We start from the raw sequence: 15359 nt of genomic DNA, 5'->3' as shown, positions 1-15359 counted from the left end.
CGCTGGTGATGAACACCGACTTCAACGACTTCGACTTCCCGACCGACGGCGTCTCGCCGACCTCGCGGCAGGCCACCGACGACGGCTGGGAGCTCACCTGGAGCTACGACACCCTCGTAAGCGGCCGTGCGATGGCGATCTCGATGCCCACGCCGCTCAATCCCGGACCTGTGGCATCGCGGATATCCTTCTTCGCGCCGGTCTCGCTGCTCTTCTACTTCGCGGCGATGGTGCTCGTCACCACGATCCGCCGCGTGAACCTCCATCCAGTGAACTACGCCTTCCTCGCAGCCGGATTCTTCGCCTTCCACCTGCTCTTCGCGTACCTCGTCGACCGCATCGACCTGATGGCGGCGTTCGCGATAGCCTCGGCAGTCTCGGTGGTGCTCTGCGTGGGCTACCTGCGCCTTGCGATCCCGGACTTCCGCACACTTGCCGAGGCGGCTATCGGGCAACTGATCTTCCTGGTGCTCTTCAGCTTCAGCTTCTTCTTCGAGGGCAACACGGGGCTCGCGATCACGATCGGCGCGATCCTCACGCTGGCGTACTTCATGGTACGCACCGCCCGCATCGACTGGAGCTCTGTGTTCGAACGCAGCGCCACCGAACGGGCAGCGAAAAGGGCTGCGGCTCGCCAGAGATTCGCCGAAGAGCAGCAATCGCTCGGTGCGTAGACCTCGGCGCGGCAATCCCGGGTTTGCGACATCGATCGCGCTTCACCGCGCACGGGCGAGGTGCTAGACTGTCGCACACGATTGAACTTCGGAACGGGATCCGACCTTGAGAAGGCGGGTACCCGGAAGGGAGCGGACATGAGACGCCGGATGTTGGGCGGCAAGATCCACCGCGCGACGGTGACCGGGGCATGCCTCGACTATGAGGGTAGCGTGACGGTCGACTCCACTTTGCTGGAGGCCGCCGGTATCATCGAGCACGAAGCCATCGAGGTCTGGAACGTGACGACCGGAGCCCGCCTCACAACCTACGCCCTGGCAGGAGCGGCGGGATCTGGGACGGTGTGCCTCAACGGCTCCGCCTCACATCACGCCTCAGTGGGCGACCTGGTCATACTTGCCACCTTTATCGAACTTGGGGACACAGAGGCCAGGTCTTGGTGCCCCCAAGCTGTTTTCGTCGATAGCGACAATCGCATCCGAGAGAAACGGGTCGAGCGTCCCTTCACCGCCCATGCCCTGATCTGAAGGATTCGCCGAAAGCGGGGGCGAGACTTTTGCTCCCGAGCACCGTAGCAGGGTTATAGAACAACGCAGCCGACGGATTGCGCTATACTATCGACGGTCGGCGAACCGGGGGCTTTGCGCTGACGTCAAAATAGCGAATCAGTGCCCAGGCACATGTGGATATGTAAGCAGGAGAGGATCTATGCCCAGAACCGATGCGAACCTAATGCGTTGGAGCGCCCTTGCCGAGGCGAACAGCATCTTTGCGCCGGAGCTTTTTGAGAAGTTCAACGTGAAGCGAGGCCTGCGGGATGAGTCCGGCCGAGGCGTGGTGGCCGGCCTTACCCAGATCGGTGACGTGATTGGGTACTCCACCGATACCGGCACCAGCAGTCCCGCTCCGGGCGAGCTCATCTACCGCGGGATTGAGATCAACGAGCTCGTCGAAGGCTTCACATCATCGGGTCGTCAGGGATTCGAGGAGACCGCATACCTGCTCCTCTTTGGCGAGTTGCCGGACGCTGCCGAGCTCGCTGAGTTCGAGGACGCACTCGGAGGCTACAGGAAGCTACCAAGGCACTTCGTGCATCACGGCATCCTCGACATGCCCAGCTCGGACATCATGAATGCGCTGGCGCGCACCGTGCTCGCGCTCTACACGCTGGACAAGCGCGCCGACGACAACTCGATCGCCAACGTCTTGCGCCAGAGCCTGCACCTGATCGCCAAGCTACCATTGCTCACAGTCTATGCATACCAGGCGCACATGGACGAGTTCCATAGCAAGAGCCTCGTGCTCCACAAGCCGGTGCGCGAGCTCTCGACCGCAGAAAACTTCCTGCACATGCTTAGGCCCGACTCCAAATACACCCAGCTCGAGGCGACCTTGCTCGACATGGCGCTGGTCTTGCACGCCGAACACGGCGGCGGCAACAACTCGAGTTTCACGACCCACGTGGTCACCTCGACGATGACGGGCTTTGCGCTGACGTCAAAATAGCGAATCAGTGCCCAGGCACATGTGGATATGTAAGCAGGAGAGGATCTATGCCCAGAACCGATGCGAACCTAATGCGTTGGAGCGCCCTTGCCGAGGCGAACAGCATCTTTGCGCCGGAGCTTTTTGAGAAGTTCAACGTGAAGCGAGGCCTGCGGGATGAGTCCGGCCGAGGCGTGGTGGCCGGCCTTACCCAGATCGGTGACGTGATTGGGTACTCCACCGATACCGGCACCAGCAGTCCCGCTCCGGGCGAGCTCATCTACCGCGGGATTGAGATCAACGAGCTCGTCGAAGGCTTCACATCATCGGGTCGTCAGGGATTCGAGGAGACCGCATACCTGCTCCTCTTTGGCGAGTTGCCGGACGCTGCCGAGCTCGCTGAGTTCGAGGACGCACTCGGAGGCTACAGGAAGCTACCAAGGCACTTCGTGCATCACGGCATCCTCGACATGCCCAGCTCGGACATCATGAATGCGCTGGCGCGCACCGTGCTCGCGCTCTACACGCTGGACAAGCGCGCCGACGACAACTCGATCGCCAACGTCTTGCGCCAGAGCCTGCACCTGATCGCCAAGCTACCATTGCTCACAGTCTATGCATACCAGGCGCACATGGACGAGTTCCATAGCAAGAGCCTCGTGCTCCACAAGCCGGTGCGCGAGCTCTCGACCGCAGAAAACTTCCTGCACATGCTTAGGCCCGACTCCAAATACACCCAGCTCGAGGCGACCTTGCTCGACATGGCGCTGGTCTTGCACGCCGAACACGGCGGCGGCAACAACTCGAGTTTCACGACCCACGTGGTCACCTCGACGATGACGGATACGTACTCGGTGATCGCGGCGGCACTGGGCTCGCTCAAGGGTCCTCGGCATGGAGGCGCCGCCAACAAGGCGCTCGAGATGCTTCAGCACGCCGAGAAGCGCGTTTCGGACTGGGCAGACGATGATGAGATTGCAGCCTATCTGGGCAGGATGTTAGAGAAGGGCGAGTTCGACAACGCCGGGCTGATCTACGGGATGGGGCACCCCGTCTACTCGATCTCCGACCCGCGTGCGCTCATCCTCAAGCGCTACGCCGGAATGCTCGCTGCCGAGAAGGGCCGCCAGGACGAGTTCCGCTTCTACGAGCGGATCGAGCAGATCGCGCCGCGCGTGATCGCCGGGCGCAGGAAGATGCAGAAGGGCGTCAGCGCCAACGTCGACTTCTACTCCGGATTCGTTTACGAGATGCTGGACATCCCCAAGGAGCTGTACACGCCGCTATTCGCGGTCTCGCGAGTGGTCGGCTGGTGTGCGCATCGCATCGAGGAGCTCGCGACCGGCGGCAAGATCATCCGACCCGCGTACAAGGCGGTCGGCCCACGCCGAGGGTACGTCCCGATCGACCAGCGGTAGGGCGATTCGCTTTTCTCGGCAGGTCTGTGCTAGACTGCGTTGACTTATCACCAAGACTCGGTTGTCCTGTGCCGCCCAAAGTGCCGCACGTGTGAAGGATCGACTGCGTCTGCCAACGCAGTGCGACCCGCATACGGCGCACGGTACAGGAGAAAACAGATGTCTTTCAACCAGCTCGGCCTTGAGCCGCGCCTGCTCAGCGGCGTGTCTCGGATGGGTTATACAGAACCCACCCCCATTCAGAGTGAGGCCATCCCGCATATCCTTCAGGGCACCGACGTTGTCGGCGTCGCGCAGACGGGCACCGGCAAGACCGCCGCGTTCGTCCTGCCGTTGCTGCAGCGTACGCCCACCCGCAAGGGAGTCCGGGCACTCATCGTCACACCCACTCGTGAGCTCGCGCTTCAGATCGCCGAGGTCGTCCGAGGCATCTCGCGCAACACCGGCCATCGCTGCGCTGTGGTCTACGGCGGCGTCGGCTTGCAGCCGCAGGTCGACAAGCTCCGCAAGGGAGTCGATGTCGTCATAGCGTGCCCCGGCCGCCTCCTCGACTTGCATGCGCGCAGGGCCGTGGACCTGTCGAAGGTCGAGACGCTCGTGCTCGACGAGGCTGACCGCATGCTCGACATGGGCTTCTGGCCCGACGTCCGTCGCATCCTCGCCTTGCTACCCGACAAGCGCCAGAACCTGCTCTTCTCGGCGACGATGTCACCCCAGGTGCTCAAGATCGTCGAGTCGACACTGACCAACCCCGTGCGCGTGGAGGTCTCACCGCCGTCGACGCCGGTCGAGCGCATCGACCAGAGCCTCTTCCCGGTATGCGGCACGCAAAAGACCGACCTGCTCATCGACCTGCTCAAGCGCAACGAGCACACCCGTGCGCTCGTCTTCACGCGCACCAAGCATCGCGCCGAGCGTCTCAGTAAGCAGCTCGAGCGCAAAGGCGTGCCGAGCGCGGCCATCCACGGCGACCGTTCGCAGGGGCAGCGCCAGAGAGCGCTTGAGGATTTCCGCTCCGGCCGCTCGCCGGTGCTGGTAGCGACCGACGTTGTCGCCCGCGGCATCGACGTCGACGAGGTCTCGCATGTCATCAACTACGACATGCCTAACACGCCCGAGGACTACGTCCACCGGATCGGCCGGACCGCCCGCGCCGGTGCAAGCGGCACCGCGATAAGCTTCCTCTCTGCCGAGGAGTTCCCCACGCTCACCGAGATCGAGCGCAAGCTCGGCTCCGTGCTTGCAGTGGCCGACCTCGAAGGATTCCAGTACTCGCCGCGCCAGATACCCGCGGAGGATCGCGGCATCAAAGCCCCGGCCCTGCTGTGGAACGGGACTCGCCAGAGGCCTCGCTCAGGCCGCCGAGGCGGCAGTGGGCGCGCGGGTCGTCGTACCGGGTAGAGGTCGACCGGAGCCCGCTAGAGTTCCTCGGCGAGGGCGATAGCGTCATTGAGGATAGGGACAATATGGCGCTGATTCGTCCTTGCCTGCGAGGACAAATGTGACTCAGGGCTCACTGAATGAATTCCTTTCGACTTAGGCGAGGCGGTCCGACATTCATCCAGTGTTGACATACTGACTGTCATAATGGACACTTTCAATATCGGTTGCAGATAATAAAAGGTGTATTTATGACAGTCAGAACCATTCCGCGGGGCCTCGCGCCGGTGGTGCAGCTCCTCGAGCTCGAACAGCCACGGGTCGTCACTGCCGCTGACCTCACCGAGTTTGCACTGGAAGCGGGTGTCGAATGGCCGACCAGCTTGATCGCGCAAAGGCTCCGACAGTTGGGTTGGCTACTACCGTTGGCTACCAAAGGCGTGTGGGAGTTCGCCCCAGCGGCTCGGGCCGGAGCGTTTGGTTCCGGTGATCCGCTTATTGAGTTACGTGCGGTGCTTGCCCGTGATCCCAAGGTTCGGTTCGCGGTCGCTGCCGAGTCGGCCGCTTACCTTCTCGGATTCGCGAGTCGAAGGCCGGAGATCGAATGCGTCGGTGCGCCGCCAGGGATTCGGCCACCTAAGTCCTTCTGTGGATATCGCATCGTGAGGTGGGCACCGTCTGCTGCGGTGATGCACCGTGAAGGACTGCCTGTCTGGTCCCCTGCGACACTTCTCGCCTTCATGGCTACCCGTCCAGCCGGTTACCACGATTGGCCGAATGTCGGTGAATGGCTGCCACAGGCGGCACAGTCCACGAAGGCAAATGATCTTGTCGATGAGCTAGCCGATCGTCCTGCCGCAGCCTGGCTTCGCGCGGCATATCTCATGGAACGTGGCGGTGCCGCCGACGTGGCTTCAGTCATCGCAGAGTCGGCTCCTGCAGGTAGAGGGCCGTATTACCTTGGGGATCGCCACGGTCGCGGAAGGTTCCATGCTGCCTATGATGTGATCGATTCGACTGGATTCGAGGTGGGATCGACATGATCACAGAGGGGCATCTGGCCCGGCATTACCAGGGACGACGCGGTGGCCGCGGCCCGGCGATCATCGATATCGCCCAGGATCATTTGTTGCACCTACTTTCACGAGAAGGGATCTTCAACCTCGGCATCACGCTCAAGGGGGGAACGGCACTTCGCAAGGTGTGGGCGGGCAACGCGGGACGGTTTTCCACGGATCTGGATTTCGCCGGTTTCGACGACACATCGGCGGCACACCTTGTCGCGGTGGTGGACGGCGCACGAGTCGATCAGTTCACGTTCGGGGTGGAAGAGATCCATGGAACCCAGCGAATGCGCCTCCTCATCAAAAGTCCTTTCGGAGAGACAGACGTGCCTGCGCGTCTGGATCTTGGCCGACGGCCACTTTGGCTTCGCGCTCAAAGGATGCCGTTTGTGCCGCTGCCGATCCATAACCGCTATGCCTTTCCACTGCCGAACATACCTGTTGCACGTATCGAAGAGACCATTGCCGAGAAGCTGGCCCGGTATCGACGTGGAAGCCTCGCACGCGACCTATATGACCTAGCGTGGGTTTCGGCGAGACCGTTCGATGAAGTTCTGGTGCGGAGGCTGCTCGCCCTGAAGGTGTGGACTGACGTTGCCGACGACGGACTTGGCGATCGACCATTCGATCCAGAGGAGATTTTGCGAGAGCGATCTGCGGATGAGTTCAAGCCCGAGGCGATCGGTTATCTCACCACTCCCGTTGATGTCTATGGCTGGATTGAAGTCATCAGGGACAGGTTTTTATTCTTGCGCGATCTTTCGGAAGAAGAGGCGCGCTGGGCTCAATGCGTAAAGGCCGACGAGTGGGAGGTTCGGCAGGCCATCGCCCAGCTCGGTAATCGAGACTCTAGCTAGAGCTCCTCGGCGAGGGCGAGTATCTCGGCAGGTTCGGGGATATCCTGCATGCTGTGACCGTAGTGGACGAAGCGGGCCGTGCCAGCCTTGTCGATGAGCACCTGCGCTGGCATGCGGCCCAACTTGAAGAGGTTCACTTCCTGGCCGTAGCGCTTCAGCACCGTGTGCGCCGGATCGGGCAAGCCGATGAAGGGCAGCGAGTGGTCCTTCCAGTAGCGCGCGAATGCGCGGGCGTTCTCGGGGCCTACCACGACGACCTCGATATCGCGCTTCACGAACTCAGGGTGGGTATCGCGCAACTGCGCCATGTGCCTTCGGCAGAACGGTCAAACGAAGGTGCGGTTGAAGACCAGGAGCACGTGCTTGCAGTCTCGGAAGTCCGAGAGACTCACCGGGTTGCCGGTGAAGTCGGGGAGTGTGAAATCCGGAGCGACGGCATCCAGGGCTACTCGGGACATGTCGGGCTCCTTTCAGAAGGCGGCCTGGGGATAGTATAGGGCAGAACCGCACTTCAATGCCCCGCTATGCTATTCTCAGGGCAAATGAGAACCTATACATCGAGGGGAGTCCCGGACACCCACAAGCGATTGACGACCGTCCGTTTCTATGTGGACCATGAGGGCCTCGCTCTCGAGCGGCTCGGGCAAGGAGGCTATGCATGACCCCCGCAGCCGGACCTGCAAATCACCCCCTCAACACTGTTGCTCCCTACTATACGATGTTCAAGCCGGAATTCCCGCTCTCGGCGCTCGAGGGCACTTCAGGTTGGGTGCTCGATCCTTTTTGTGGCCGAGGAACTACCAACTTCGCAGCCCGTCTGCTTGGATTGCCGACAGTGGGTGTTGATGCGAGTCCGGTGGCAGTTGCGATCGCCGCAGCGAAACTGGTGGCCACAACCGCTCAAGATACTATCGATCTCACGGAGCACCTGATTCGTACTCATCGTGATGCCGCTGAGCTACCCTTCGGCGAGTTCTGGCGTCTGGCGTATCATAGAGAGACGCTTCGCGAGATCTGTGCCGTTCGGCAGGGGTTACTGGACGCGAGTCTAATAGGCGATGCGGCCATCATGTTGCGCGCCGTTATGCTTGGAGCTTTGCACGGACCACGCGGGAAGAGCGTGCAATCTTACTTTTCCAACCAGATGCCGCGCACTTATGCCACCAAGCCCGCTGGTGCTGTGAGGTATTGGCAGGCTCGCGAAATGACTCCTCAGTACGTGTCTGTAATGGACATCGTTGAGCGCCGCGCACAGCGAGCGTGTGGTGGCGCGCCGCCTGCGGTGAGGGGCATGGTCCTGCAGGCAGACTCACGCAAGGCCAAGCTGCCAGCAAGTGTCGGTCCGTTCTCGCACGTAGTGACCTCTCCACCATATTATGGGATGCGAACTTATATGTCCGACCAATGGTTGCGGAACTGGTTTCTGGGAGGAGATGAATCACCTGACTACTCTGCCGACCGGCAACTCGACACCTCGAGTCCCGCTGCTTTCGCGAAGGATATAGCGCAGGTATGGGACAATGTGGCCGACCACTCGATAGCGGGATGTCGACTGTCAATTCGTTTCGGTGCGGTGCCCAGTGTTCCATCGGACCCAAAGGAGTTGATTTTGGATTCACTGGAGCGAGCGAGCTCCGACTGGGGGGTGCTCGCTGTCAACGATGCGGGTGCTGCCGATTCGGGCCGCCGCCAAGCGCAGCAGTTTGGATTTGTTCGCAGTAAGCCGATAACAGAAATCGACGTCACTGCGATTCTGAGGGGATAGGATGCTCAACCCAGAGGACATCGAGCTTGTCCGGAATGCCATTCGTTCCTGCGCTCAGGCAGACAAGCGGATTATAGACATCCTTTGCGAAGAAGTGAGTGCGCTCAAGTCCGCCGTGCGGGTTATCCGGCCTCGCACGACCACAGCTGTCTCGCTCGTCGCAAGTGATGGTGGTAACAACCGGCTAGAATTCGATCCTTTCCTGTTCCAGATGGTTCGTGTCGTTGACTCCTGTGGAAAGCAGCTTTGTCTGGACGTTGTTTCACCCACTACCGATACCGATGTGTTATCGCGCCGCCAGTTCGACGAAGCCCATAAGCCCACGTCAGACCTCGGGTTTCTTATGGACGAGCTAGGGGTCAAGACACATCACTTGCATGACTTGAGGCTTGTCCGGAATGCCATTCGTTCCTGCGCTCAGGCAGACAAGCGGATTATAGACATCCTTTGCGAAGAAGTGAGTGCGCTCAAGTCCGCCGTGCGGGTTATCCGGCCTCGCACGACCACAGCTGTCTCGCTCGTCGCAAGTGATGGTGGTAACAACCGGCTAGAATTCGATCCTTTCCTGTTCCAGATGGTTCGTGTCGTTGACTCCTGTGGAAAGCAGCTTTGTCTGGACGTTGTTTCACCCACTACCGATACCGATGTGTTATCGCGCCGCCAGTTCGACGAAGCCCATAAGCCCACGTCAGACCTCGGGTTTCTTATGGACGAGCTAGGGGTCAAGACACATCACTTGCATGACTTGAGTCCGATGATTCCCCTAGGAATCAAAGTTCGCGAGGCGCCGGAGAAGGTAAGCACGTCCTGGGTCCAAGTGTATCGGGATCTAGTTGAGTGGGCCGTGCTGTATCGTCTGATCGTATCGCGTGACTTCGGCACGGACACGCTCGTTGTTCGTGATGGTCTGCTTCGCTCGAAGATATTCGCCGGCGATCTTTTCGTTAGAATGATGCAGCGAATCGAAGAGGCGGTTGAACGGGCCCGGAGGATCAACAAGCGCAACATCTACCTTGTCGGTATAGCGAAGCACTCGAAGGTCTTGCAGCGCTATCAGCTTGCTATGGCTCTCGAGAACGTGATCCCGGGTGGTGGGGCGCGCTACATCGCGATCCCCACCGCATTGGAGGCCAAGGCTTACAAGTGGGATGAGTGGGCGCGCGGGAGGGGCGACGCCGAGGAGGGGGCCGAGGCTGCCAAGTTCAAGGCAGGCCAGATGTTCTTCGTGCGATTCGGAGAGCGTGTCTCAGATCCAATCTGGACGATAGACTTGCTCGATTCCCAAGTCGACAGTGCCCAGGAGGTGTTCGGCCACTTGCTTTCTGATGCGATCAACGGTTTTCCAGTGCCGTATTACCCCCGTTGCCTGCAGAACGCACACGGGTTTGCGCAAGTTGCTGGCTTCGACGCCAGCATCATGCAGTACGAAGTTCTTGAGGCTGTGCGGGGATTACTGCCGGAGGAGCGCAGGCACATCCTGGATCGCGCTCAACTGGATCACGGAGATGTTTCTGAGCGGAGGTTTGGATGAGGCTTTTCCCGAAAGATAAGGTAGCCGGGGCATTTTTGGGCTTCTCGGCAGGAGGACTCGAATTCCACGCCGACCTGGTACTGCCGTATCAGAGCATGTACCAGAAGGCCCCGATGCACGGGCAGTTCTTACTGGTGGCTCTTGAGCACGATGACGAAGCGGTGCTTGGGCGCATCACCTCGATGTCGGCTCACGGCCGGTTAGCCTCCGGAGCCGGCGAAGACTTCGCTTTGCGTGCAATAAACGACGATCGAGATATTCCAGAGGACCTGCGTGCGAACTACCTCAAGTACCGAGTGAACATCCGGGTGTTGGGTGTTGTGAAGTCAGTGGGAGAGAAACTAGCGTTCATTCCCTCTCATCGGCGCCTGCCTCATGTGGGTAGTAAGGTAGCATTCCTGTCGGACGAGGTCCTGCGAGAAGTTGCAGGACATAATCTCGATGGAGCTGACCTTGGCTTCCTTGCCCTAGGGGAGTTTGTGTACTCGGGCGATGACGACAGGGTCGAACTGGACGAAGGAATGCAGGCTCATTATCCGACGGTTGTGCCAAAGTTCAATGAGCGGCACATGGTAGCGCGGCGAACATTCGTGTTTGCAAGAGCGGGCTTCGGGAAGTCTAATCTGGTCAAGTTGCTATTCAGCAACTTGTACGAGGAGACCCCAATGGTCGAGAAGCGCGGCGGACGCAAGGCACCTGTCGGCACGCTTATTTTCGACCCGGACGGAGAGTACTTCTGGCCCGATGACAAGGGGCGCCCAGGATTGTGTGACGTGACTCACCTCGAGGACAAACTGGTGGTTTTCACCAACCGCAAGGCACCGAGCAATTTCTATCAGTCATTCACGGCCGCAGGCATCAAGCTTGACATCAGGCGGCTCAAGCCCGGTGACGTCGTATCGATTGCATTGGCACCCGAGAAACAGGATCAGCAGAACGTCCGTAAACTGAAGGCGATGAACTCCGAGTCGTGGTCGCGACTTGTCGACGAGATATATCGTCATGGCAACAACGCTGAGCCTGAAGTGCTCAAGCCATTGTTGAGGTTGGAGCAGGGCCAGGACGTGGAGCTATATGCCGCTCGGGCGAATATGACCCAAATCGTGAACATGCTACACGACCCCAGTTCCACCATGCTTGACATGCTGCTTCGTGCCCTTGAGGAGGGCAAGCTCTGTGTAGTCGATGTCTCCCAGATGCGTGGGCAGCCGGCACTCATACTCTCGGGCCTCATCTTGTCTAAGATATTTGCTCACAATCAGGACCAGTTCACACGACGGAACCCGAAGACGATTCCGACTATTGCTGTTGTCGAGGAGGCGCAGTCCGTACTCGGGCAAGGCGCAACCGAGGGTCCATATGTCTCATGGGCTAAAGAGGGTCGCAAGCCAGCATCATGCAGTACGAAGTTCTTGAGGCTGTGCGGGGATTACTGCCGGAGGAGCGCAGGCACATCCTGGATCGCGCTCAACTGGATCACGGAGATGTTTCTGAGCGGAGGTTTGGATGAGGCTTTTCCCGAAAGATAAGGTAGCCGGGGCATTTTTGGGCTTCTCGGCAGGAGGACTCGAATTCCACGCCGACCTGGTACTGCCGTATCAGAGCATGTACCAGAAGGCCCCGATGCACGGGCAGTTCTTACTGGTGGCTCTTGAGCACGATGACGAAGCGGTGCTTGGGCGCATCACCTCGATGTCGGCTCACGGCCGGTTAGCCTCCGGAGCCGGCGAAGACTTCGCTTTGCGTGCAATAAACGACGATCGAGATATTCCAGAGGACCTGCGTGCGAACTACCTCAAGTACCGAGTGAACATCCGGGTGTTGGGTGTTGTGAAGTCAGTGGGAGAGAAACTAGCGTTCATTCCCTCTCATCGGCGCCTGCCTCATGTGGGTAGTAAGGTAGCATTCCTGTCGGACGAGGTCCTGCGAGAAGTTGCAGGACATAATCTCGATGGAGCTGACCTTGGCTTCCTTGCCCTAGGGGAGTTTGTGTACTCGGGCGATGACGACAGGGTCGAACTGGACGAAGGAATGCAGGCTCATTATCCGACGGTTGTGCCAAAGTTCAATGAGCGGCACATGGTAGCGCGGCGAACATTCGTGTTTGCAAGAGCGGGCTTCGGGAAGTCTAATCTGGTCAAGTTGCTATTCAGCAACTTGTACGAGGAGACCCCAATGGTCGAGAAGCGCGGCGGACGCAAGGCACCTGTCGGCACGCTTATTTTCGACCCGGACGGAGAGTACTTCTGGCCCGATGACAAGGGGCGCCCAGGATTGTGTGACGTGACTCACCTCGAGGACAAACTGGTGGTTTTCACCAACCGCAAGGCACCGAGCAATTTCTATCAGTCATTCACGGCCGCAGGCATCAAGCTTGACATCAGGCGGCTCAAGCCCGGTGACGTCGTATCGATTGCATTGGCACCCGAGAAACAGGATCAGCAGAACGTCCGTAAACTGAAGGCGATGAACTCCGAGTCGTGGTCGCGACTTGTCGACGAGATATATCGTCATGGCAACAACGCTGAGCCTGAAGTGCTCAAGCCATTGTTGAGGTTGGAGCAGGGCCAGGACGTGGAGCTATATGCCGCTCGGGCGAATATGACCCAAATCGTGAACATGCTACACGACCCCAGTTCCACCATGCTTGACATGCTGCTTCGTGCCCTTGAGGAGGGCAAGCTCTGTGTAGTCGATGTCTCCCAGATGCGTGGGCAGCCGGCACTCATACTCTCGGGCCTCATCTTGTCTAAGATATTTGCTCACAATCAGGACCAGTTCACACGACGGAACCCGAAGACGATTCCGACTATTGCTGTTGTCGAGGAGGCGCAGTCCGTACTCGGGCAAGGCGCAACCGAGGGTCCATATGTCTCATGGGCTAAAGAGGGTCGCAAGTATGACCTAGGCGCAGTGCTCATCACCCAGCAGCCGGGCGCGATCTCGAATGAGCTTCTGAGTCAGGGAGATAATTGGTTTTCGTTCCACCTCCTGTCGGCAGGCGACCTATATGCAATCAAGAAGGCCAATGCCCACTTTTCGGACGATATCCTGAGCTCGCTGCTCAATGAACCTATTGTCGGCCAAGGCGTGTTCTGGAGTAGCTCGGGGGGAACCCCCTATCCGATTCCACTGCGAGTACTATCGTTTGAAAAGATGTTCAAGACGCGCGATCCGGAGTACCGAGGTGAGGCGGTGGCAACCTTTGCGTCGCGCGCCTGCGCGGAATTCGCAGAGGCACTAGGGGGCGAAGGCGTGGCGACGTCGTCGCCAGCACCAGAGGTTGTCGAAGAAGAAGGCGCCGATTACGGCGATGGGGAGGAGCAGCAGGTCACCGAGCACTCGGGTATCGATGTCCGTGAGACCCAGGTTCGCAAGGCGATCGCGACTATTGCGGCAAGCAGCGAGCTTGTCGGACGTTTGAGAAGTGCGGATGGTGTGAGGTGGTTCGATGTCCAAAGGGCCCTAATGGACGCACTACCATCCCGGATCATGCCTGATCAAGAGAGACACCAACTAGCTTATCAGATAACCAAACGAGCCCTGGATGAGGTTCTTGGGGAGGGAGTATGGGAAAGCTACAAGCCCATTCTGCCTGACGGTTCACGGGGCAAGACTTGGGTGCGTGCCACCGGGCGCACCACAGTAGCTGGCGCCTGAATTAGGTGCTCATGTGTTAGTGACATACAGTGCCACCCACACGTCCCGCTATGCTACCCTCTGCGATAGACGGTTCCCCGACGCAAGGAGTCGCTCATGCCTCAGTACGCAGTCATAGTCTACTCGCCGGCACCCGCAGACCCGATGGCACTCGCCCCCGAATACCTCGAGCGGATCGACGGCTACGCTGCGCTCGCCAAGGAGCTGGGCGGCAAGGTGTTGGGAGGCTCGTACTTCTCGGCGGAGCGGGGGTTCGCCTTCGAGCCGAGCACCTCGGCGAAGTCGATCAGCGGCGAGACGGTGAGCAGCGGACCGCTTGTCGAGTCTGATTTGGTGGTGGCGGCGCTTTTCGTGCTCTCGGCGCGCGACATCGACACTGCGGTGCGCATTGCGCAGCAACATCCCGCTGTCCGCGACGGAGGCGTCGAGGTTCGGCCGCTGTACAGCGCACCAGGCAAGTAGGTCCTGACAGCAGCGAAATGCGGGCCTAACCGCACAGAGACAACTCTATTGTCGCCGCATCGGGCTTTCGGTATACTAAGCGGCTATATACCTGCTTTACATCAGGGGCCAAGGGGAACGGGAGTCGCGATGAACGACTATCTACTACTACTGCTTGGAGTTTTGTGCGCGGGCGTCGGCGGCGAGCTTTTCGTTCGAGGGGCAGTGGGTATCGCCGAGTGGGCAAGAATCTCACCAGGCATCATTGGAGCTTCCATAGCGGCATTCGCCACATCGAGCCCGGAGTTCTTTGTTGCCATCAGTTCGGCGGGTGCAGGTATTCCAGAGATTGCACTGGGTGATGCGTTGGGCAGCAACGTCGTCAATGTCGCCCTCATCCTCGCTCTTGCGCTAGTGATTTCAGGAATCCAGGCCTCCCGGCAAAGCATCAGGCGCGATTTCACCGTGGCGCTCCTAGCTCCCATCTTCATCGCGACCCTAGCGTTCGATGGCGAGCTTTCCCGGTTCGACGGCATTGCGATACTGCTTGCGTTCTTCGTTTGGCTGTTCTTTGTGATCGCCGAGGCCCGCAAGGAGCGCAATGCAGCTGCTGAGGTCCTGGGCGAGCATCGGAACTGGCTCGCACTCGGGTCAGGCATCGTCGGACTAGCGTTCCTGATAGGTGCGGGAAACTTCATCGTGGCGAGCGCCGGGGGCATAGCCGCTGACCTCGGGTTGGACAAGTTCGTGATCTCGGCGACGATTGTGGCTCTGGGCACGGGTACCCCTGAACTCGCAACAGTGATTATCTCGAAGCTCCGCGGGCACGACGAAGTTGGGCTCGGAACCATACTGGGCAGCAACATCTTCAACGGCCTTTGGATTGTAGGTATCGCCGCGATCATGCACCCGATCACCTTCGGGATGGGGGGATTGGCCGTGGTGTTAGCGTTCGGATTCGCGGTGGTGGCGCTCAGCTACCCGGCGCGCGGCGGTTTCATCGGCAGGAAACGCGGAATCCTTCTGATGGCGACTTACGTTGTCTACCTGGTCGCCATCGTGCAGATGGGCCCGTCCTGATCC

Annotated in this window: 12 protein-coding genes and 2 pseudogenes; 13 read left to right on the top strand and 1 reads right to left on the bottom strand. The window is 59.6% G+C overall.

The annotated features are described in order from the left end of the window. From M1617_00515 to M1617_00485, 7 genes and pseudogenes are all read left to right on the top strand, one after another. Positions 1-674 (top strand): inner membrane CreD family protein (locus M1617_00515; protein MCL5886781.1); only part of this gene is annotated, 674 nt, incomplete at its 5' end. Between the two features lie 138 nt (positions 675-812). Then, positions 813-1202, top strand: coding sequence for an aspartate 1-decarboxylase (locus M1617_00510; GenBank protein ID MCL5886780.1), 390 nt, complete (start codon positions 813-815; stop codon positions 1200-1202). A gap of 205 nt (positions 1203-1407) precedes the next feature. Continuing rightward, positions 1408-2151 (top strand): annotated as a pseudogene (locus M1617_00505) (citrate synthase). A gap of 101 nt (positions 2152-2252) precedes the next feature. Next, a complete protein-coding gene (locus M1617_00500; protein MCL5886779.1) occupies positions 2253-3578 on the top strand; it encodes a citrate/2-methylcitrate synthase in 1326 nt (441 codons plus the stop codon). Between the two features lie 159 nt (positions 3579-3737). Then, positions 3738-4979 carry a DEAD/DEAH box helicase gene (locus tag M1617_00495; protein ID MCL5886778.1) on the top strand — a complete coding sequence of 414 codons (1242 nt, stop codon included), beginning with the start codon at positions 3738-3740 and terminating at the stop codon, positions 4977-4979. Between the two features lie 230 nt (positions 4980-5209). Beyond that, on the top strand, positions 5210-6001 hold the full coding sequence (locus tag M1617_00490; protein ID MCL5886777.1) for a type IV toxin-antitoxin system AbiEi family antitoxin: 792 nt from the start codon (positions 5210-5212) through the stop codon (positions 5999-6001). Next, positions 5998-6879, top strand: coding sequence for a nucleotidyl transferase AbiEii/AbiGii toxin family protein (locus M1617_00485; protein ID MCL5886776.1), 882 nt, complete (start codon positions 5998-6000; stop codon positions 6877-6879). The genes M1617_00490 and M1617_00485 overlap by 4 nt, the downstream gene beginning before the upstream one ends. On the opposite strand, the gene M1617_00480 is transcribed toward M1617_00485, so the two are convergent. Further along, positions 6876-7337: a peroxiredoxin family protein gene (locus M1617_00480; protein MCL5886775.1), complete on the bottom strand. Its 462-nt coding sequence runs from the start codon at positions 7335-7337 to the stop codon at positions 6876-6878. The genes M1617_00485 and M1617_00480 overlap by 4 nt on opposite strands. A gap of 200 nt (positions 7338-7537) precedes the next feature. On the opposite strand from M1617_00480, the gene M1617_00475 reads away from it, so the two are divergent. From M1617_00475 to M1617_00450, 6 genes and pseudogenes are all read left to right on the top strand, one after another. After that, positions 7538-8644, top strand: coding sequence for a site-specific DNA-methyltransferase (locus M1617_00475; protein ID MCL5886774.1), 1107 nt, complete (start codon positions 7538-7540; stop codon positions 8642-8644). A 1-nt stretch (position 8645) separates the two neighbouring features. Next, positions 8646-10175 (top strand): hypothetical protein, encoded by a 1530-nt coding sequence (locus M1617_00470; protein MCL5886773.1) that lies wholly within the window; start codon positions 8646-8648, stop codon positions 10173-10175. Continuing rightward, a pseudogene (locus tag M1617_00465) lies at positions 10172-11563 on the top strand (ATP-binding protein). The gene M1617_00470 and the pseudogene M1617_00465 overlap by 4 nt, the downstream one beginning before the upstream one ends. A 118-nt stretch (positions 11564-11681) precedes the next feature. Then, complete coding sequence (locus tag M1617_00460) at positions 11682-13835, top strand: ATP-binding protein (GenBank protein ID MCL5886772.1); 2154 nt, start codon at positions 11682-11684, stop codon at positions 13833-13835. A 96-nt stretch (positions 13836-13931) separates the two neighbouring features. Continuing rightward, the gene (locus tag M1617_00455; GenBank protein MCL5886771.1) at positions 13932-14297 is read left to right on the top strand and encodes a YciI family protein; all 366 of its coding nucleotides are present in this window, start codon (positions 13932-13934) and stop codon (positions 14295-14297) included. A 129-nt stretch (positions 14298-14426) separates the two neighbouring features. Beyond that, on the top strand, positions 14427-15356 hold the full coding sequence (locus M1617_00450) for a sodium:calcium antiporter (protein MCL5886770.1): 930 nt from the start codon (positions 14427-14429) through the stop codon (positions 15354-15356). Positions 15357-15359 lie beyond the last annotated feature (3 nt).

Source organism: Actinomycetota bacterium (assembly GCA_023488435.1).
In the GTDB taxonomy this organism is placed as follows: domain Bacteria; phylum Actinomycetota; class Coriobacteriia; order Anaerosomatales; family UBA912; genus UBA912.
Note: the sequence above shows the minus strand (reverse complement) of the source record. Positions and strands in the feature narration are given on the sequence as shown.

Coding starts and splice junctions, on each gene's coding strand:
- M1617_00475 (MCL5886774.1), top strand. CDS start 7,538: ATGACCCCCGCAGCCGGACCTGCAAATCACCCCCTCAACACTGTTGCT.
- M1617_00450 (MCL5886770.1), top strand. CDS start 14,427: ATGAACGACTATCTACTACTACTGCTTGGAGTTTTGTGCGCGGGCGTC.
- M1617_00470 (MCL5886773.1), top strand. CDS start 8,646: ATGCTCAACCCAGAGGACATCGAGCTTGTCCGGAATGCCATTCGTTCC.
- M1617_00460 (MCL5886772.1), top strand. CDS start 11,682: ATGAGGCTTTTCCCGAAAGATAAGGTAGCCGGGGCATTTTTGGGCTTC.
- M1617_00500 (MCL5886779.1), top strand. CDS start 2,253: ATGCGTTGGAGCGCCCTTGCCGAGGCGAACAGCATCTTTGCGCCGGAG.
- M1617_00510 (MCL5886780.1), top strand. CDS start 813: ATGAGACGCCGGATGTTGGGCGGCAAGATCCACCGCGCGACGGTGACC.
- M1617_00495 (MCL5886778.1), top strand. CDS start 3,738: ATGTCTTTCAACCAGCTCGGCCTTGAGCCGCGCCTGCTCAGCGGCGTG.
- M1617_00485 (MCL5886776.1), top strand. CDS start 5,998: ATGATCACAGAGGGGCATCTGGCCCGGCATTACCAGGGACGACGCGGT.
- M1617_00455 (MCL5886771.1), top strand. CDS start 13,932: ATGCCTCAGTACGCAGTCATAGTCTACTCGCCGGCACCCGCAGACCCG.
- M1617_00490 (MCL5886777.1), top strand. CDS start 5,210: ATGACAGTCAGAACCATTCCGCGGGGCCTCGCGCCGGTGGTGCAGCTC.